The sequence below is a fragment of the Clostridium sp. genome (assembly GCF_036646415.1).
GTDB lineage: Bacteria > Bacillota > Clostridia > Clostridiales > Clostridiaceae > Clostridium_J.
This window is the reverse complement of sequence record NZ_JAVXMF010000005.1, coordinates 112,827-131,950: the sequence shown is the minus strand read 5'-3', so window position 1 is coordinate 131,950 and position 19,124 is coordinate 112,827. Positions and strand designations below refer to the sequence as shown.

Annotated in this window: 19 protein-coding genes; 16 read left to right on the top strand and 3 right to left on the bottom strand. The window is 31.5% G+C overall.

Annotated elements, in window-relative coordinates:
* The first annotated feature begins 61 nt into the window (after positions 1-61).
* The 8 genes from rsmB to RSD37_RS05515 all read left to right on the top strand — a co-directional run bounded on the left by rsmB (position 62) and on the right by RSD37_RS05515 (position 7,667).
* Positions 62-1,393 carry a 16S rRNA (cytosine(967)-C(5))-methyltransferase RsmB gene (rsmB, locus tag RSD37_RS05550; RefSeq protein WP_346945712.1) on the top strand — a complete coding sequence of 444 codons (1,332 nt, stop codon included), beginning with the start codon at positions 62-64 and terminating at the stop codon, positions 1,391-1,393.
* Positions 1,394-1,401: 8 nt separating this feature from the next.
* Positions 1,402-2,436, top strand: coding sequence for a 23S rRNA (adenine(2503)-C(2))-methyltransferase RlmN (rlmN, locus tag RSD37_RS05545; RefSeq protein WP_346945711.1), 1,035 nt, complete (start codon positions 1,402-1,404; stop codon positions 2,434-2,436).
* A 6-nt stretch (positions 2,437-2,442) separates the two neighbouring features.
* Positions 2,443-3,174, top strand: coding sequence for a Stp1/IreP family PP2C-type Ser/Thr phosphatase (locus RSD37_RS05540; RefSeq protein WP_346945710.1), 732 nt, complete (start codon positions 2,443-2,445; stop codon positions 3,172-3,174).
* Entirely contained in the window at positions 3,171-5,138 is a 1,968-nt protein-coding gene (gene pknB, locus RSD37_RS05535; protein ID WP_346945709.1) for a Stk1 family PASTA domain-containing Ser/Thr kinase, read from the top strand. The genes RSD37_RS05540 and pknB overlap by 4 nt, the downstream gene beginning before the upstream one ends.
* A 71-nt stretch (positions 5,139-5,209) precedes the next feature.
* Entirely contained in the window at positions 5,210-6,076 is an 867-nt protein-coding gene (gene rsgA / locus RSD37_RS05530) for a ribosome small subunit-dependent GTPase A (protein ID WP_346945708.1), read from the top strand.
* Positions 6,073-6,723, top strand: a complete 651-nt coding sequence (gene rpe, locus RSD37_RS05525; protein ID WP_346945707.1) for a ribulose-phosphate 3-epimerase — start codon at positions 6,073-6,075, stop codon at positions 6,721-6,723. Before rsgA ends, rpe begins: the two co-directional genes overlap by 4 nt.
* A 1-nt stretch (position 6,724) precedes the next feature.
* A complete protein-coding gene (locus RSD37_RS05520) occupies positions 6,725-7,354 on the top strand; it encodes a thiamine diphosphokinase (protein ID WP_346945706.1) in 630 nt (209 codons plus the stop codon).
* 157 nt (positions 7,355-7,511) lie between these two features.
* Complete coding sequence (locus tag RSD37_RS05515) at positions 7,512-7,667, top strand: hypothetical protein (protein WP_346945705.1); 156 nt, start codon at positions 7,512-7,514, stop codon at positions 7,665-7,667.
* Between the two features lie 154 nt (positions 7,668-7,821).
* On the opposite strand, the gene rpmB is transcribed toward RSD37_RS05515, so the two are convergent.
* The gene (rpmB, locus tag RSD37_RS05510) at positions 7,822-8,013 is read right to left on the bottom strand and encodes a 50S ribosomal protein L28 (protein WP_346931796.1); all 192 of its coding nucleotides are present in this window, start codon (positions 8,011-8,013) and stop codon (positions 7,822-7,824) included.
* A gap of 224 nt (positions 8,014-8,237) precedes the next feature.
* On the opposite strand from rpmB, the gene RSD37_RS05505 reads away from it, so the two are divergent.
* From RSD37_RS05505 to RSD37_RS05480, 6 genes are read left to right on the top strand one after another with little or no spacing between them, the layout of a single operon-like run.
* Positions 8,238-8,588 carry an Asp23/Gls24 family envelope stress response protein gene (locus RSD37_RS05505; RefSeq protein WP_346945704.1) on the top strand — a complete coding sequence of 117 codons (351 nt, stop codon included), beginning with the start codon at positions 8,238-8,240 and terminating at the stop codon, positions 8,586-8,588.
* Between the two features lie 52 nt (positions 8,589-8,640).
* Positions 8,641-10,251 (top strand): DAK2 domain-containing protein, encoded by a 1,611-nt coding sequence (locus tag RSD37_RS05500; protein WP_346945805.1) that lies wholly within the window; start codon positions 8,641-8,643, stop codon positions 10,249-10,251.
* Positions 10,252-10,296: 45 nt separating this feature from the next.
* On the top strand, positions 10,297-12,330 hold the full coding sequence (gene recG, locus RSD37_RS05495; protein ID WP_346945703.1) for an ATP-dependent DNA helicase RecG: 2,034 nt from the start codon (positions 10,297-10,299) through the stop codon (positions 12,328-12,330).
* Between the two features lie 19 nt (positions 12,331-12,349).
* Positions 12,350-12,904: a 16S rRNA (guanine(966)-N(2))-methyltransferase RsmD gene (rsmD, locus tag RSD37_RS05490; protein WP_346945702.1), complete on the top strand. Its 555-nt coding sequence runs from the start codon at positions 12,350-12,352 to the stop codon at positions 12,902-12,904.
* Positions 12,905-12,907: 3 nt separating this feature from the next.
* Positions 12,908-13,399: a pantetheine-phosphate adenylyltransferase gene (gene coaD / locus RSD37_RS05485; RefSeq protein WP_346945701.1), complete on the top strand. Its 492-nt coding sequence runs from the start codon at positions 12,908-12,910 to the stop codon at positions 13,397-13,399.
* Positions 13,400-13,402: 3 nt separating this feature from the next.
* The gene (locus tag RSD37_RS05480; RefSeq protein ID WP_346945700.1) at positions 13,403-13,954 is read left to right on the top strand and encodes an HrpE/YscL family type III secretion apparatus protein; all 552 of its coding nucleotides are present in this window, start codon (positions 13,403-13,405) and stop codon (positions 13,952-13,954) included.
* Here the strand turns inward: RSD37_RS05480 and ylbJ are convergent.
* Both ylbJ and RSD37_RS05470 read right to left on the bottom strand, forming a co-directional pair.
* On the bottom strand, positions 13,940-15,133 hold the full coding sequence (gene ylbJ, locus RSD37_RS05475; protein WP_346945699.1) for a sporulation integral membrane protein YlbJ: 1,194 nt from the start codon (positions 15,131-15,133) through the stop codon (positions 13,940-13,942). The genes RSD37_RS05480 and ylbJ overlap by 15 nt on opposite strands.
* 128 nt (positions 15,134-15,261) lie before the next feature.
* Entirely contained in the window at positions 15,262-16,482 is a 1,221-nt protein-coding gene (locus tag RSD37_RS05470; protein ID WP_346945698.1) for a nucleotidyltransferase, read from the bottom strand.
* Positions 16,483-16,668: 186 nt separating this feature from the next.
* Between RSD37_RS05470 and pta the strand changes: the two genes are divergently transcribed.
* Together pta and RSD37_RS05460 are read left to right on the top strand one after the other, a co-directional pair.
* Positions 16,669-17,670: a phosphate acetyltransferase gene (gene pta / locus RSD37_RS05465; RefSeq protein WP_346945697.1), complete on the top strand. Its 1,002-nt coding sequence runs from the start codon at positions 16,669-16,671 to the stop codon at positions 17,668-17,670.
* A gap of 87 nt (positions 17,671-17,757) precedes the next feature.
* The gene (locus tag RSD37_RS05460; RefSeq protein WP_346945696.1) at positions 17,758-18,954 is read left to right on the top strand and encodes an acetate kinase; all 1,197 of its coding nucleotides are present in this window, start codon (positions 17,758-17,760) and stop codon (positions 18,952-18,954) included.
* Positions 18,955-19,124: the final 170 nt, after the last annotated feature.

The window sequence follows — 19,124 nt, the reverse complement described above, 5'->3', positions numbered from 1 at the left end:
AATAAATTACAATCCGTTTAGCCTATGCTATGCGAGATATATATAAGATAGGATGATATAAATGACAAGTGCTAGAGAAGTAGCAATAAATACCATAATGCAAGTATTTGAAAATAAGGCGTATTCCAACATTGCCTTAAACAAAAATCTTAATGAATGTAATCTCATAGATAAGGATAAAGCTTTAGTTACAGAACTTGTATATGGAACTATTAAATATAAATATACTATTGACAAAATTCTTAAGACATTTCTTGAGAAGAAATTTGATAATACAGATAAATATATATTAAATCTTTTAAGAGTATGTATATATCAGCTTATATATTTAGATAAAATTCCTGAGTTTGCAGCAGTAAATGAAGGGGTGAATTTAGCTAAAGAAAATGTATCTGTGGGAGCTTCAAAATTAGTTAATGGAGTTTTGAGAAATTATTTAAGAAACAGAGATAAAAAGTATTATGATGAAAAAAATGTTAATGAAGAATTAGCCTTTACATATTCTTATCCACAATGGATGGTAAAATTATTTATTGCCCAGTATGGTAAGGAACAAGGCGTAAAAATATTAGAAGGCCTTAATAAACGACCTTCAGTTACAGTTAGGGTTAATACCACCAAGGGTGACTTCGAGAGCGTTTCACAGGAACTTGAAGATAATGGTTATAATATAGAAGAGGGAGTAATATGTCCTGAAGCTATAAGAATTATTAGAGGTAAGAGTGTTGAGGATAACCCTATGTTTAGAAAGGGAGTTATTACGGTTCAAGATGAGAGTGCTATGTTGGTTGCTCCAAGTATGGACTTGGAAGAGAATATGACTGTTCTTGACCTATGTAGTGCACCAGGGGGGAAAACTACTCATATAGCAGAAATAATGAATAACACAGGAAGAGTAATAGGTTTTGATATATATGATCATAAACTAGAATTAATTAAGAGCAATAGTGAAAGATTAGGATTAGATAATATAGAACTAGAACTATTAGATGCAACTATAGAAAATGAAAGACTTATAGAACTTGGTGATAGGGTATTAATTGACGTACCATGTTCTGGCCTTGGAATAATAAGAAAGAAACCAGAAATAAAATATACTAAGAGAGAAAAGGAATTAAAATCTTTGATTTCAATTCAGAGAGAGATAATGAAGAATGCAGCAAAGTACGTTAATGATAATGGAATTTTGCTATACTCAACTTGTACACTTAACAAAGATGAGAATGAAGGAAATATTAAGTGGTTTCTGAAAAACTTTAAGGAGTTTAAAGTTGAACCTTTAAATTTTGGTAAGGTTGATAACATTATTTATCATGATAATGGATGTGTAAGTGTTTTGCCAAATGAAAATATGGATGGATTTTTTATCGCTAAAATTCGTAGAAATAAATAGGAGAAAAAATGAATAATATACTAGACTTAGACATAGAACAATTAAAAAAATGGATGAAGGAAAATGGAGATAAAGAATTTAGAGCAAAACAGGTGTTTTCATGGATTTATAAAGATGTTTGGAATTTTAATGATATGAAGAATATACCTAAGTCTACATTAGAAAAATTAGAAAAAAATTTTTATATAGGAATACCTAGAATCGTTGAAACATATAGTTCTAAAAACAGTGACACAAGAAAGCATTTGTTTCTTTTAGCCGATGGAAATGTAGTTGAAGGTGTAGTAATGCAATATAGCCATGGGAACTCTATCTGTGTTTCAACACAGGTAGGATGCAACATGGGATGCAAGTTCTGTGCATCTACAATTGGTGGTGCTGTTAGAAGTTTAACTAGTGGTGAAATTCTTGGTCAGGTTATGGCTTCGCAAAAGGAACTTAATGAAAGAATATCTAATATTGTACTTATGGGAAGTGGGGAACCTTTAGATAATTATGATAATGTGATAAAATTTATTAAGGATGTAAATTCAGACTATGGACTTAATATAGGTCAAAGGCATATAACTCTTTCAACTTGCGGAATTGTACCTAAGATTATAAGTCTTGCAGATTTGAATCTTCAAATAACTTTAGCCATATCTCTACATGCGCCAACTGATGAATTACGTGTTCAAACTATGCCAATTGCTAAGGTGTACTCTATAGATGAATTAATGAAGAGCTGTAATTACTATATAAATAAAACAGGTAGGAGAATTACATTTGAATATGCTCTAGTTAAAGGAATTAATGACTCCAGGGAACATGGAGAAAAACTTGCTAAATTAATAAAGAACATGTTATGTCATGTGAATTTAATTCCAATTAATGAAATAAGTGGAAATGATCTAAAAAAATCTAGTTCAGATGAGGTTAAGTCATTTAAAGATATATTAATGAAAAACGGAATTGAGACTACAGTAAGGAAAGAAATGGGACTAGATATAAATGCAGCTTGTGGACAGTTAAGAAAAAGTTATATTGAAAAAAGGGAGTTGTAATTTTATATGGGGAGATTAGTGGGAATAGCAACTGATGTTGGTAATAGGCGAACCTTTAATGAAGATTCGGTTGGTTACTATGAAGATGATGATTTTGGAATATATATAGTAGCTGATGGAATGGGTGGACATAATGCAGGAGAAGTTGCAAGTAAACTTGCTAAAGATATTATAATTGAATATGTAATTAACCATAAAGATGAAGAAACACAAGAAGAAATATTAAATGATGCTATATTAAATGCAAATAGAAAGATATATAGGGAAGGTCTCTTAAATGAAGATTGTAATGGTATGGGAACCACTATAACTGGGGCATTCTTGAGAGGTAATCAGCTTACCATGGTGAATGTAGGAGATAGTAGAGGTTACGTATTAAAAGGAAAAGAACTTATTAAAGTAACAAAGGATCATTCTTTGGTACAAGAGCTTTTAGATAATGGAACAATTACTAAGGAAGAAGCAAAAGAGCATCCTAATAAAAATGTGATAACAAGGGCTGTAGGAACTAATCCGGTAGTAAAAGCAGATTATTATACCTTAGATATAAGAGAACTATCTAAGGTGCTCCTTTGCAGTGATGGACTTACTAATGAGGTAAGTGAAAGAGAAATTCTTAAAGTATTGAAAGAGGATAATAAGGAACCGTGTTTACAGCTAATAAATATGAGTAAGGAAAATGGTGGAAGAGATAATATTTCTATTATCATTTTTAAGGGAGAGTGGGAGTGCAAATGATAGGTAGGATATTAGGTAATAGATATCAGTTAGTAGAAAAAATAGGTGAAGGCGGAATGGCTGTAGTATATAAAGCAAAGTGCGCTATTTTAAATAGATTTGTAGCAGTTAAAATACTTAAGCCAGAGTATTCTCATAATGCAGATTTTATGGATAAGTTTAAGCGTGAAGCATTAGCTACAGCAAGTTTTTCTCATAATAATATAGTTGGTATCTATGATGTAGGAAGCGAAGAAAATATTAATTATATTGTTATGGAGCTGGTTAATGGGAAAACTCTTAAAGAGTACATAAGAGAAAATACACCTCTTCCGACAGATACAACTTTAAAAATTGCTATACAGATAGCTAAAGCTTTAGAATGTGCACATAAGAATAGAATTATTCATAGAGATATAAAACCTCATAATATTTTAATTACGGAGGAGAATGTTATTAAGGTCACTGATTTTGGTATTGCAAAGGCAACTTCTTCGGATACAATTACTCACACTAACAAGGTAATTGGTTCTGCACATTACTTTTCTCCAGAACAAGCAAAGGGTAAAATTGTAGATAATAGAACAGATATATATTCTTTTGGGATAGTAATATATGAAATGGTAACAGGCACAGTTCCTTTTGATGGTGATAGTGCTGTAGCAGTAGCCCTTAAACATATTCAAGATCCTATTATTTCACCTAAAACTTTAGTTGCAACCATTCCAGAGAGTTTAAACAATCTGATTATAAAGGCTACTCAAAAGGAAGTTGTAAAAAGATATAATAACATTACAGAAATGTTAATAGATTTGATAAGAATAGAAAATAATAATTCATATAACATTACACCAGCAAATATGGATAATGAGTTTACAACTATAATGGATGTAACACAAATACAAAATAACATAAAAAATACTAAAAATGAAAAAAAACTTGTTGATGAAGATGACTATGAAGCTGAAGATTATGAAGAAGATGATGAAGAAGAAGATGATGATAATGATAATGAGAAAACTAGCACATGGAAAAAGGTTTTAATAATAGCAGGAGCAGTATTATTGGTAATTCTGTTAGGAATATCTGCAGGAAATCTTATATATAATAGGGGCGATGAAAATTCAATTAAAGATGAATTAAAGGTACCTAAAATCACTGGACTTACTGTAGAAGAGGCAAAGTCAGCTGTAGAAAAGTTAGAATTATCCTTTGTGGTATTAGGTGAAGAGGAAAGTGATAAGCCGGCAGGAACTATAATTGATGTATTCCCAGCTGAGGATACCGTGGTGAAGAAGAAAAGTGAAGTAAGGGTAAGGGTAAGCTTAGGACCTAAAGAATTAGGAGTGCCGGATGTAGTTAAGCTTGGTAAGAGTGTAGCTCAAGACTATATAGTTAACTTAGGACTTAAGGTTGGTGCAATTACTGAAGAGTATTCTGAAGAAATAGCAGAAGGAGCAGTAATGAAAACAAATCCAATAGGTGGTACAAAAGTTAAAAAAGGTGACGTAGTTGATATTGTAATTAGCAAGGGATCTAAAATAAAGTATGCTAAGGTTCCAAATCTTATAAATATTACTGTGAAAGAAGCAGAGCAAGTGTTAGCGGTTTCAAACCTTAAACTAGGAACTACTAATGCGGTAATAACAGATGATAAATCTAAGGATGGCAAGATATTTAATCAAAGTATAAATGAGGGTACAAAGGTTCAAGAAAATGAAGCAATAAATATTAATTATTATCAATATCAAGATCCAGATGCAGGTAAAGTAGAGGTTCCTAATTTTATAGGAAATACTGTGAAGCAAGCTGAAGCTGATGCTAAAACAGCTGAATTAAGTATAAGAATTAATGGAGACAAAAATGGAATAGTAATAACTCAGGGAGTACCTGCTGGTCAAAAGGTAGAAAAAGGTACTATTATTGATATAACATCTCAATCTGAAAAACCAGAAGAACCAGATGGAGATAAAGAACAACCTTAACAAATTAAGTAAACTAATCCTTGGGTCAGTCTATGACTTAAGGATTAGTTAAAATTATTTAGGAGGAATATATGCAGGGAGTAATAGTTAAAGGCATTGGTGGATTATACTATGTAGATATTGATGAAAAAGTTGTTAAGTGTAAAGCGAGAGGAAAGTTCAGACATAAAGGTCTTACACCAATGATTGGCGATGAGGTTATCGTTGAAGAAGAGGATAATGAAAATGGTATTATAACAGAAATACTTGAAAGAAGAAATGAACTACTAAGACCAGCAGTTTCAAATGTTACTCAGGCTTTTGTGGTAGTAAGTAGTAAAAATCCAGATTTAAACTTAAACTTGCTTTATAAATTTTTACTTCTTTGTGAGTATAACAAAGTATTACCAATAGTATGCTTTAACAAAATGGATATAGAGAGTGAAAATAGTATGAATGTTGGAGAAATGCTTAAAGTAGTAGGGTATGAAGTACTATATATACAAGGAAAACATGGAATAGGAATGGAAGGTTTAAAAGAAAAAATAACAGATAATATTACAGTGTTTTGTGGACCTTCAGGAGTAGGTAAATCTACTATACTAAATAAAATACTTGGTAGAGAAGCTATGAAAACGGGAGATATTAGTGAGAGACTTAAAAGAGGAAAACACACTACAAGACATAGTGAGTTGGTAAGAGTTCAAGGTGGATTTTTAGTAGATACACCAGGATTCTCGTCTTTAGAGCTAGATTTTATAGAGAAAGAGGAATTGCAGGAATTATTTCCAGAATTTACAGAATACAATGGTCAATGTAAATTTAATAACTGTGTTCATTATAAGGAACCAGGATGTGCTATAAAAGAAAAAGTTGAATCAGGGGAAATAAATAAAAGTAGATATGAATTTTACATAAAAACCATAGAAGAAATTATAAGCAGGGGGAATAGAAAATGATTAAATTGTCACCATCAATACTATCAGCAGATTTTTCAAGATTAGGGGAGCATGTATTAGAAATAGAGAAGTATGGAGCAGACTGGGTCCATATAGATGTTATGGATGGAATGTTTGTACCCAACATATCCTTTGGTGTACCTGTAATTAAGGCTATAAGAGGTTTAACATCTTTAGTTTTTGATGTGCATCTAATGATTGAAGATCCATCAAGGTATGTTAAAGATTTTGTAGATGCAGGGGCAGATATTATAACAGTTCATTATGAGGCTGACAGACATATTGATAGAACTATAAAGTATATCAAAAGTTTGGGAGCGAAGGCGGGTATAGCATTGAATCCAGGAACTCCAGTTTCAGTTATTGAAAATTTAATTCCAGATTTAGATATGGTGCTTATTATGTCTGTAAATCCAGGCTTTGGTGGTCAAAAATACATAGGATACTGTGGTGAGAAAATAGCAAGAGTTAAAGAGCTTAAAGATAAGTATAATAAAGACTTATATATTCAAGTAGATGGCGGTATAGATGCAAACAATATTCACAAGGTTGTGGAGTGTGGAGCAAATTCTATAGTAGCAGGTTCTGCAGTGTTTAAGAATAATGAAATAGAGAAAAATATAGCAAGTTTAAAAAAAGGATTTTAATATGAGGGCTATTATAGTTGGTGGAGGTGACTCTCCAAGTAAAGAACTTGTAGAGAAATATATGAAGGATGCCTTCATAATTATCGCAGCAGATGGAGGAGCTAATATTTTATATGAATATGGAATATTTCCTACATATCTTCTAGGAGATTTTGATTCCATTGATGAGGAAATCTATGAGAAATTAAGTAACAATACTGAAACTAAAAGATTTCCAAGGGAAAAAGATTTTACAGATAGTTCTATAGCTTTTAATAAAGCCGTAGAACTTGGAGCTAATGAAGTAGTATTTCTAGGATGTACTGGTAAGCGAATTGACCACTTCATTGCAAATCTTTGTATTCTTTATGAGGGGTTAAAAAAATCTATACCATGCTATATTGTAGATGATATTAATGAAATATTTTTAATTGATAAACCTACAACTATTACAGGTAAAGTAGGTGAAGTATTTTCTTTATTTAGTTATGGTGAGGATACTATGAACTTAACTATAAAGGGAGCGAAGTATTTAGTAGAGAACTATAAACTATGTCAGGTGGATAATTTAACTGTTTCAAATGAATTTCAAAATGAGATAGTTGAGATAAAGTTTACAAAGGGATGTCTTTTAATAATTAGAATATTTTAGTATTGCATAAGAAGAACTAAATAAAAATAGAGGAATGCATTATAGCATTCCTCTATTTTTATTTAGTTCTAGTTTGTTATTAAGGTATTCTATATGTACCAATTTTAAGATTGGTACATATAATAATACTAAAAGGCTTATGGGGGGGATAGTGAATATGAGAAATAGGACAACAAAGAAGCTCGGACTTATTGTTAGTTCTATAGGGGTGGGAATAGTATTATCTATGTTAATTCCATTTTGGGGATGGATGATAGTCGTTGGATGTGCAGTTATAGCTTTAGGATGGTTTATAATGGAGAAATTTTGTTAGTGAATAGGTAAAGGAGGCTGAAGTGTGACAATAAGAGTAATTAAGTTACCAAAGTTTTTATCTAAGATAGTTAAAATATTCATGAGAAAAAAACATAAATACTAATTTTACACATAAAAAAATGCAACCATTATAGTTGCATTTTTTTTACGATCTAAACGGCACGTTGTACCTTACCAGAACGTAAGCATCTAGTACAAGCGTGTACGGTTTTAGGTGAACCGTTAACGATAGCTTTAACTTTTTTTAAGTTTGGAGCCCATTTTCTTTTAGATTGACGGTGAGAGTGAGAGAATTGTACTCCTGAAACTACACCTTTATCACATATTTCACATCTTCTTGACATATATTACACCTCCTCAAAATTCCAACATACTGCTATGAATCAAACATAAGTTATTTTAACACAATTACTATGATTGTTGCAAGTATTAAGAAAAATAAACACATACCTCTATTATTATACATATAATTCTGATAAAATTCAATAATATATGTTATTATATTAGTTGAATTAAAGCTTAAGTTAATATAAAATATTTATAAGGTATAATTAAGGAGGAATTGATTATGAAAGCTAATATAACAACTGAAATAGGAAATGTGTATTATTCTGAAGATGTAGTAGCTAATATAGCAGGAGTATCAACAATGGAATGTTATGGAGTTGTTGGCATGGCTTTGAAAAATGCTAAGGATGGATTATGGGAATTATTAAAAGCTGAAAACTTAGCAAAAGGTGTTAAAATAGTTCAAAAAGAAAACTCTGTAGCTATTGAATTATATATAATTGTAGAATATGGAACTAAAATCGCTGTAATAGCTAATAATATAATACAAACAGTTAGATACAATTTAGAAAATCTTACAGGTGTTAAGATTTCACAAGTTACAGTTAATATTCAAGGCATTAGAGTCTAAGGGGGAACATAAAGTGACGTATACAACAATAAACGGACGTGATTTTTCTAATATGATTAGAAGTGCTTCAAATGCACTGGAAAAGCAAAAGGAATATGTAAACTCATTAAATGTTTTTCCAGTTCCAGATGGAGATACAGGAACTAATATGTCGCTAACATTTAAGGCAGCAGCTAAAGAAATTGAAGGACTTGAGAATAAATCAATAGGTGAAGTTTCAAAAAGATTAGCAAAAGGTGCTTTAATGGGAGCTAGAGGAAATTCTGGAGTTATACTTTCTCAAATTCTTAGAGGAATTGCAAAGGGACTTGAGAATAGAGAAGAGGCAAATGTAGATGAGGTTAAGAACTCTTTTGTAGAAGGCTCAAATTTTGCTTATAAGGCAGTAATGAGACCAACAGAGGGAACTATACTTACAATCATAAGAGCAGCAGGAGAAGGGGCTATATGTAGCGAGGCTGAGGATATGATTGAGTTATTTAAGGAAGTTTGTGAAGAAAGTAAAATAATGCTTGATAAAACTCCAGATATGTTACCACAGTTAAAACAAGCAAAGGTAGTGGATGCAGGAGGAATGGGTCTGTTAATCATATTAAAAGGAATGATGGAAGCCTTGAAGCAAGAAGGCCATATATCTCTTCTTAAAGATGGAGAAGCAGAAGAAGTAGAAAATCAGTATGATTCTCCAGAGGTAAATATAGATCCATCAGATATTAAATTTGGGTATTGTACTGAATTTATAATATTAAACGAAGTAAAAGATACGGCTTCATTTAAAGAATTTTTAGAAGGACATGGAGATTCTCTAGTTCTTGTAGGTCTAGAAGATATAACAAAGGTTCATGTTCATACAAATGATCCTGGTGCAGTTCTATCTAAAGCAGTAACATTTGGACCTCTTTCTAAAATTAAGATTGATAATATGAGAGAACAACATAGATCTTTAATAGAAATAGATGAAGCTAAGAATAATGCTTCAATTGAAAAAGTTAAAGAAGAGGCAAAGCCTTATGGATTTGTAACAGTAGCTAGAGGAAATGGAATATCTTCAATATTTAAGGATCTTGGAGTAGATGAGGTTATTGAAGGTGGTCAAACCATGAATCCTAGTACTGAAGATATTGTTAGGAGTATTAACAATGTAAATGCAGAAGTTGTTTTTGTACTTCCAAATAATAAAAACATAATAATGTCAGCAACTCAGGCTATAGATTTAGTTGAAGATAAAAAGGTTATAGTTGTCCCAACAAAAACAATTCCACAAGGAATTACTGCTATAACTATGTTTAATCAAAATGGCTCTTCAGAAGAAAATGAAGAATTAATGAATGAAGTTATTGAGAATGTTACTTCTGGATCAGTAACCTATGCAGTGAAGGATACTGAAGATGATGGTAGGGTTATTAAAGAAGGAAATATTTTAGGCTTATTAGAAGGAAAAATTAATGAAATTGGTAGCGATGTATATGATGTTTGCAAAACTCTCATTGGGAATATGGTAAATGAAGATAGCGAGCTTATTACTATATTCTATGGTGAAGACTGCGAAGGTGATAAGGTTGATCAGTTAGTAGCAGATTTAGAGGAAGCATACCCAGATATGGATGTTCAATGTTTTAGTGGAGAACAACCACTATACTATTTCATTACATCAGTAGAATAAAAGCCTTAGGGCTTTTTTTCTATATTGAAAATGTGGAGTGATAAAGTGAATATTTACAGTAGCGTTACGACAATAAAAGGTGTTGGGCCTAAAATGGCTGATAAATTAAGTAAATGTGGTATATATAGCATATTAGATCTACTATTATATTTCCCAAGGGACTACGAAAGTATTTTCATAGTTGATGATTTACAGGATATAGATTCTAAAGGAAAGATAATATTAGAAGTAGATGTTGAAAGGATTCTACCGGATATTAGAACTAAAACGGGAAAGATCCTTACAACTATTAGATTCATTCATAAAGGTGTTCGAGTAAAGGGTATATGGTTTAATCAACCCTACATTAAAATTGGATTTAAAGTTGGTAGCAAATATGTTATAAATGGAACTGTAGAAAAGCAGGGTAAGGAATTTATAATAAAAAATGCAACTATAATGAGAAATACAACTACGGACAGTACTGATATTATGGCAAGGTACCCATTAAGGGATGATATCTCAAATACCTTTTTAAATAAGATAATCACAGAGGCTTTAAATTTGGTTAAGATTCAAGAAAATTTACCAAGCTGGCTAATGGATAATTATAAATTTATGTCACTAGATGAAGCTATAAGGAATATACATAATCCTAAAAGTTTGAAAGAGTTAGAGGCTGCAAGAAAGAGATTAAAATTTCAAGAGCTATTTACATATTCATTAAAAATAATGGCTCTTAAAAATAGAAATATAAGTTCAAAGGGGATTTCTTTTAAGATATCTAAGGAATTAACTTCTTTTAAAGAGAAATTGCCATTTCAGTTAACTGATGCTCAAACAAGGACAGTGCGAGAAATACTTAGAGATCAAAAAATGACAACTCCTATGAATAGATTAGTTCAAGGAGATGTTGGCAGTGGTAAGACAATAGTTGCACTTATAGCACTTTTTAATGTGGTAATGAATGGCTACCAGTGTGCTATGATGGCTCCTACAGAAATTCTAGCAAAGCAACACTATTATGAAGCCGAGAAGCTTTATGATAGTTTTAATATACGTGTAGAGCTTCTAACAGGAAGTACTACAGAAAAAAATAAAAGTATTATAAAGGAAAAGCTTTTTAGAGGAGAAATAGATTTAATAATTGGAACTCATGCATTAATAGAAGATAATGTTCAGTTTAATAATCTAGGACTAATAGTAACTGATGAGCAGCATAGATTTGGAGTTGGGCAAAGAACTAAGTTTGGAAACAAAAGAGAAGATATTGATGTTTTAGTTATGAGTGCTACACCTATTCCAAGGACTTTATGTCTATACCTTTATGGAGACCTAGATGTATCTATAATTGACACACTACCACCAGGACGAAAACCTATAGATACCTATTATTTATCCACTCAAGAAAAACAAAGAGTGTATAGCTTTGCACTAGAGGAGATAGCAAAGGGAAGGCAAGTTTATATAGTTTGCCCTCTGGTAGAGGAAAATGAAGACATGAAATTAAGTTCTGTGACAAATTTATACGAAGAACTTAAAAAAACTTACTTTAAAAGTGTGGAAATCGCTATTCTTCATGGTAAAATGAGTAATAAAGACAAAAATTTAATTATGAATGAATTTAAGCAAGATAATATTAAAGTGTTAATATCAACTACAGTTATTGAGGTAGGAGTAAATGTACCTAATGCAACAATGATGATTATAGAAAATGCTGAGAGGTTTGGATTATCCCAACTACATCAGTTAAGGGGAAGAGTTGGTAGAGGAGCACACAAATCTTACTGTGTACTTGTAGCTAATATAAAAAGCGAAACTACAAAAAAGAGAATGGAAATAATGAAAAATAGCAGTGACGGTTTTTATATTGCAGAACAAGACCTTAAGTTAAGGGGTAGTGGAGAAATGTTTGGATTAAGACAATCAGGTGAAAATGGATTGATTCTTAGCGATTTCAATGAGGATTTTCCATTATTTAAAATTGCAAATGATGAAGCTAAGAAGTTCCTTAATAAGAAGGATGAAGAAAATAAAAGAATACTTGAAGAAATAATGATGAACTTAGAGAAAAGCACAAAATATATTTGCTTTAACTAAGAAAATAAGGAGACTTACAATGAGAATAATTTCAGGAAAAGCTAGAGGTAAAAAGATACTATCACCAGAGGGCATGGGAACAAGACCTACCCTTGATAGAGTAAAAGAATCAATTTTTAGTATAATACAAAATAAGATTAGAGGAAGTATAGTTCTAGATCAGTTTGCGGGAACAGGAAGTTTAGGACTTGAAGCAGCTAGTAGAGGAGCAACGGAATGTCATCTTATAGACATGGGGGATGTTACTTATAAATGTCTAAAGCAAAATATTATTGATTTAAAGTTTCAAGACATTTGCAAATCTTATAAAGGTGATTGTTATAAATATCTAGAGGAATTCGGAAGAATGGGTAAGGTATTTGATCTTATATTCATTGACCCACCTTATGCAAAAGATATGATACCACCAGCATTAGATCTTATAAAAAGGAATAAATTGCTTCAAAGAGATGGATTAATTGTTACAAAAATTGATTCAGGAGAAGAAATTTGTCAGGGACATGAGGATATTGTATTGATAGACCAAAGAAAATATGGAAACACTACAGTGTGTTTTTATGAGTTTAAGGAGTAAAAGATGATTAAGGCAGTTTATCCAGGAAGTTTTGACCCAATTACAAATGGACACTTAGATATAATAAAGAGGTGCTCATTTGTTTTTGATGAAGTAATAGTAGCAGTATTAGTTAACCCTGATAAGAATGGATGGTTTAGTCCTGAAGAGAGGGTTGAACAAATAGAAAGGGTAATTAAGCCTCTACAGAACGTAAAAGTTAAAAGATTTACTGGGCTTCTAGTAGACTTTATGGAAGAGGAAAATATTGAGGTTATTGTAAAAGGATTAAGATCTATGTCAGACTTCGACTATGAATTTCAAATGGCATTAATGAACAAAAAGCTGAATAAAACAAAAGAAACCATGTTTATGATGACTAACTCAAAATATTCATATCTTAGTTCAACAGCTATAAAGCAAGTAGCTTTATTTAAAGGCCATTTAGAGGGTTTAATACCTAGCGAATTAGAAGAAGAAATAAGAGAAAGAGCTAAAAAGTTCAAGGGGGAATAGTAAGTGAAGGTATTAGAGTTATTAGATTATTTACAACAAACCATAGATATGTCACCAAAAAATTTAGTTGGAAAGGTATCTATAAATAAAAAAGAAGTTACAAAGATGTTGAATGAAATGAGAAGGTTACTACCAGATGAGTTTGAAGAAGCTAAAAACATAATGAAACGTAAAGATTCTATTTTGGGTGAAGCAAAGAGAGAAGAAGAAAGCATTATAGAAAGTAGCAGAAAAAGAGCCCAGGATGAATATGATAATTGTGATATCTTATTAGAAGCTAGAAAAGAAGCACAAGAAATATTAGATAATGCAAATAGCGAGGCTAAGAAGATTAAAGCTGAGGCTACTAAACAAGCAAAAGAATTAAAGTTTGGCGTTATGAATTATGCAGATAGCACTTTAAGTAATTTGCAAAAGGATATCGATATTATAGGTGAAGAATCATTGAAAACTATGCAAAATGAAATGGAAGAAATGCTTGTAAAAATGTACAAACAAATCTCTTCCACTACAGCAAAGGTGAGAGATAATATTAAGGAATTAGGAGATATTTAAGAAGATTTCCTTTAACTTTTTTAACAGGACTGGCAAGGCGAATAGAAATATAAGTATTACTAAAAAGCTTGTTTTGGATGATAATATACTATACTTGTTTAAAAAGGTCTCTTGTTCTATCATTGTAAAGGGGAGCTTTAAGAATATAAAGGTTATGAAAGAACAGATAGCTCCTTGAATAATTTTAATTGATATATATTTTTTCATAGAAATTTTATATTTATATAGAAATGAGTATACCTGTGAAGTTATAGATAATCCGCTAAATCCTATCAAGAAGCTACATAGAACAACCTTAGTGTTTATACTAAGTGTACTTACAGAGAGAATGTTGCATCCGTTGGTGATTTCTAGGAACCCTAGGAAAAGTCCATCTATAAGATCATATGGTATGAGTCCAGATATACATAAGGTTGCAAGAGCAGTGCGATATAAAGCACTGCTTTTTATTATATTTATTAATAGCGAAAAAATAACTACAAAGCTACCAATTGAAAGACAAGATTTAGTGGCATCCTCAAGAGAATCTTTAAGAACTACTCCAAAGTTAATAGAATTATTTTCGAGTTTTGTAGCAGCTACTAAAGATTTCGAGGTAGAATATGGTTTGAATTTTGTTCTGCCAGGAAGTATTAGTCCCATGATAATGCAGGATAATAAATTTGATATAAGAAGAATGTAACCTAAAAAAGTACTATGAAGCATGGCTGTACCAACAGTACCGATTATAAATAATGGACTTCCGTTAGTTGCAATATTTATAAGTCGTTGGAAGGTTGGTTTATCAATTCTTTTTAATTCGTATAATTCGGAAGCATATCTAGCACCTAAAGGATAGCCACAAAATATGCTAGCTAGAAGAACTACACTGCATTCTTTAGGAAGACCTAAAGGGGTACAAATAATTTTTCCAAGAAATTTAGAGTATATTTCTATGCCACCAAAGGCAAAAATCAAGTTAACAATAACTAAAAATGGGAACAATGAAGGAAATACAGAGTAAAAAAATAGTTTGGTTCCAGATATAGTAAAAGCAATACAGTTTTTAGGATTAAGTATGATATAAAAAATTAAAAGTGAAAGAATGGCAGTGAATAGGAAACTTTTTGATGTTTTTTTAAATAAAAAATATATCAATATAACAATTAGTGCAAATACAATTAATAATAAGATTCTCATTAATACATTCCTTCTTAAGTGATATACTTAAATATATTTTTTATTTCATGAATATATGATAATAAAATTATTTTAAATAAAATCCTCGAGATTATCTGCAGAAAACATAAAATAATCTCGAAGAGCAATTAAAGGATAATAGGGCTTGTAAGGAAGTCTTCATTTGGTCTAATAGATGGATTAAGAATGCTATATCCTTTAGTACACTGTAAATCAAGTTTTAACCATGGATTTAGCTCTTTAGGGAGTTTAGAGTATAAAGGTATATTAGCATTGTTCTTCATTGATTTAAGAGCCGAGGCTCCATGGTTAGTAAATCCTAAGATGCGAGCATAAGGACAGGGGGAATTGCGCATGGCTAAGGTATCGTACTCATAAAATCCTAAGAAATACTGGCAGAGTATCCTACTAATTCTAGTGTAGGTATAACGCTTGCTTTTTATCATTGAGATGCATTCTCCATAGCTTGTGGAGTTTTCAAGGCTCCTAAGTATTTTATTATGAAGACCTTCAGAGGCATCTGGTATAAGTTCGAAATAATTCTTAGAACTGGTTGAAGCTTTATACTTTATATAGGGATATATCATGTCATCAAATGGGAAATTATAATTATTTCTCTTTAAATTTATAAATTCCTCATATACGGTTTGTGGAATATGATTTATTAAGCTTTCAATAGAAGTGGCGGATTTTAAAGATTTTCTTATTGATGTAGCACTTGAAAAAATATTATCAAGGTTTGTGCTATTATATAAACCACCCTCTCGTTTTAGCGTATATGGGGTTATATTGCTATTAAGCTTTTTTAAACTTTTAATATATTCAATACCAAGAATGTTATTAGAAGAGTTTAAGTAATGAGCTAAGTCTTCTTCACTGTAGGAAGTTTTATCAGTTAGGTAATGAATTAATGCAGTGGAACGTGCCTTAGGAAAGAGAAGACCTTTGCTAAGCTCTAGTTTTAACATATCTTGAAATGTACTTGGTTCATCTACAAGTAATGTAGACACTTGATCAAGCAAATCAATATCTCCAATCTCACTTCCAAAACAGATAGAATCCACTATACCCAAACTATTAAGAAGGCTTACAGCTCCAAATGAGAAAAATTCAGCTGAGGATAAGCTATATACTGCAGGAAGCTCTAAGACTATATCAACACCATTATTCAAAGCCATTCTAGTTTTACTCCACTTATCTATTATAGAAGGAATACCTCGTTGATTAAAGTTTCCACTCATAACCCCTATGACTAAATCGCTATCAGTAAGTTCTTTTGTTTTATTTATATGAAATAGATGTCCATTATGAAGAGGATTATATTCTACGATAATTCCAGATACCTTCATTTAATTTACCTCCTAACATTGATACAATTATAAATTATATTAAAAAACTATATCTATTTATTGTTTAATAGCAATTATTATACACTAAATAAAAAAAATTCACTATAAAGGTTGAAAAATATATACGAAAAGGGGTATATTAATAAGGGATATTTAGGATTTTTTGACTGAAAGGAGTTATATAAAATGAATTTTACACAAAAAGTATGGAAAATAGCACAACAGAATGTGAAAACAATAGTACTACCAGAAGGTGAAGAAGAAAGAAATTTAAGAGCTTCAGAAATCATTCATAGCAATAATATTGCCAATGTTATATTAGTTGGAAATGAGGCTAAAGTAAGAGAGAATGCTAAGAGCTTTGGGGTGAATATTGATGGGATTGAAGTAATAGACCCAGAAGTTTCGACAAAAACAGCAGAATATGCAAAAGCATTCTATGAATTAAGAAAAAGTAAAGGTGTTACAGAGGAAAAAGCATTACAAACAGTTAAAGACCCTGTTTATTTTGGAACTATGATGGTTAAAATGGAAGATGCAGATGGTTTAGTTTCAGGGGCAGTACATAGTACAGGAGATTTATTACGTCCAGGTCTTCAAATTATAAAAACAGCACCAGGAACAAAGGTTGTTTCAAGCTTCTTTGTTATGGAAGTACCAAATTCACCATATGGAGATAATGGAACATTACTATTTGGAGATTGTGCAGTAAATCCAAACCCAACAGCAGATGAACTTGCATCAATAGCTATAAGTACAGCAGAAAATGCAAAAGTACTATGTGGAATAGATCCAAAAGTTGCAATGCTATCATTCTCAACAATGGGAAGTGCAAAGCATGAAAATGTAGATAAAGTTGTTGCAGCTACTAAACTTGCAAAAGAAACAAGACCAGATCTTGCAATAGATGGAGAATTACAACTTGATGCTGCAATCGTAGGAAAAGTTGCAAGTCTTAAAGCGCCAAATAGCACAGTTGCAGGAAATGCAAATGTTCTAATATTCCCAGATCTACAAGCAGGAAATATTGGTTATAAGTTAGTTCAGAGATTTGCAGGAGCAGAAGCTATAGGACCTGTATGTCAAGGATTTGCAAAACCAATAAATGACCTTTCAAGAGGATGTAGTGTGGATGATATAGTAAATGTTGTAGCAATTACAGCAGTACAAGCACAAAATAATAAATAAATACCATTAAATGGGTTGTTGATTTAATTATAAATATAAGTTAATCTTATATAATAGTATATTACAATAGCATAGGAGGAATTAAAAATGAAAGTATTAGTAATAAATTGCGGAAGTTCTTCATTAAAATACCAATTAATTAATATGGAGACTGAAGAAAGTTTAGCACAAGGATTAGTAGAAAGAATAGGAATTGAGGGGTCAATCTTAACTCAAAAGGCTCCAGGAAAAGATAAATATATAATTGAAGAGCCAATGGTTGATCACAAAGATGCAATAAAATTAGTTTTAGGTGCATTAGTTGATGGAACACATGGTGTTATTGCTTCTATGGATGAGATATCAGCAGTAGGACACAGAGTTGTTCACGGCGGAGAAAAATATTCTGAATCAGTAGTAATCGATGACGAAGTTATGGTTAGCTTAGAAGAGTGTGTAAAACTTGCACCACTTCACAATCCAGCAAACATAATCGGAATTAACGCTTGCAAGAGTTTAATGCCAACTACTCCTATGGTTGCAGTATTTGATACAGCATTCCACCAAACTATGCCAGAAACAGCTTATATGTACCCACTGCCATATGAATTATACACAAAATATGGTATAAGAAAATATGGTTTCCACGGGACATCACACAAATTTGTATCAGCTGAATGTGCTAAAATGTTGAAAAAAGACATTAAAGATGTTAAAATAATCACTTGCCACCTTGGAAATGGAGCTAGTTTAGCTGCAATAAAAGATGGTCACTGTGTAGACACAAGTATGGGATTCACTCCACTTGAAGGAATAGCTATGGGAACTAGATGTGGAAACATTGACCCTGCTATAGCTACATTCTTAATTAATGAGTGCAACATGAACGCTAAAGAAGTTGATAACCTAATGAACAAAGAATCAGGAGTTCTTGGATTATCAGGAGTAAGCAGCGATTTCAGAGATATTGAAGATGCAGCGGGTGAAGGAAATAAAAGAGCTATACTTGCTTTAGACGTATATAACTACAGAGTAAGAGAAATGATAGGTGCTTATGCAGCAGGTATGGGCGGAGTAGATGCAGTAGTATTTACAGCTGGTCTTGGCGAAAATGCTATAGGAACTAGAGTAGACATCTGTAAAGGCTTAGAATTCTTAGGAATTGAAATTGATGAAGCTAAGAACAATGTAAGAGGAAAAACTACAGAGATAAGCAAAGATGGAGCTAAGGTAAAAGTATTTGTTATACCTACTAATGAAGAGTTAGTAATAGCTAGAGATACTAAAACACTTACTTCAAAATAATTGTAAATTCACAAATAATACAATAATTTCAATGTCTCTCCATAAGGAAAAAATATACATGAGTAAATTATCTTGACTTTTACCTGTATAATTTATATAATAACTTGTGTTTGAATGATACATTTAATTAACTTAAGGAGGGACGTTGGAGCTTTGCTCAAGCTATGCAT

Bases quoted from the DNA above. Each gene is read 5' to 3' on its own strand.
- rsmB (WP_346945712.1), top strand. From the start codon at position 62: ATGACAAGTGCTAGAGAAGTAGCAATAAATACCATAATGCAAGTATTT.
- rlmN (WP_346945711.1), top strand. From the start codon at position 1,402: ATGAATAATATACTAGACTTAGACATAGAACAATTAAAAAAATGGATG.
- RSD37_RS05540 (WP_346945710.1), top strand. From the start codon at position 2,443: ATGGGGAGATTAGTGGGAATAGCAACTGATGTTGGTAATAGGCGAACC.
- pknB (WP_346945709.1), top strand. From the start codon at position 3,171: ATGATAGGTAGGATATTAGGTAATAGATATCAGTTAGTAGAAAAAATA.
- rsgA (WP_346945708.1), top strand. From the start codon at position 5,210: ATGCAGGGAGTAATAGTTAAAGGCATTGGTGGATTATACTATGTAGAT.
- rpe (WP_346945707.1), top strand. From the start codon at position 6,073: ATGATTAAATTGTCACCATCAATACTATCAGCAGATTTTTCAAGATTA.
- RSD37_RS05520 (WP_346945706.1), top strand. From the start codon at position 6,725: ATGAGGGCTATTATAGTTGGTGGAGGTGACTCTCCAAGTAAAGAACTT.
- RSD37_RS05515 (WP_346945705.1), top strand. From the start codon at position 7,512: ATGAGAAATAGGACAACAAAGAAGCTCGGACTTATTGTTAGTTCTATA.
- rpmB (WP_346931796.1), bottom strand. From the start codon at position 8,013: ATGTCAAGAAGATGTGAAATATGTGATAAAGGTGTAGTTTCAGGAGTA.
- RSD37_RS05505 (WP_346945704.1), top strand. From the start codon at position 8,238: ATGAAAGCTAATATAACAACTGAAATAGGAAATGTGTATTATTCTGAA.
- RSD37_RS05500 (WP_346945805.1), top strand. From the start codon at position 8,641: ATGATTAGAAGTGCTTCAAATGCACTGGAAAAGCAAAAGGAATATGTA.
- rsmD (WP_346945702.1), top strand. From the start codon at position 12,350: ATGAGAATAATTTCAGGAAAAGCTAGAGGTAAAAAGATACTATCACCA.
- coaD (WP_346945701.1), top strand. From the start codon at position 12,908: ATGATTAAGGCAGTTTATCCAGGAAGTTTTGACCCAATTACAAATGGA.
- ylbJ (WP_346945699.1), bottom strand. From the start codon at position 15,133: ATGAGAATCTTATTATTAATTGTATTTGCACTAATTGTTATATTGATA.
- RSD37_RS05470 (WP_346945698.1), bottom strand. From the start codon at position 16,482: ATGAAGGTATCTGGAATTATCGTAGAATATAATCCTCTTCATAATGGA.
- pta (WP_346945697.1), top strand. From the start codon at position 16,669: ATGAATTTTACACAAAAAGTATGGAAAATAGCACAACAGAATGTGAAA.
- RSD37_RS05460 (WP_346945696.1), top strand. From the start codon at position 17,758: ATGAAAGTATTAGTAATAAATTGCGGAAGTTCTTCATTAAAATACCAA.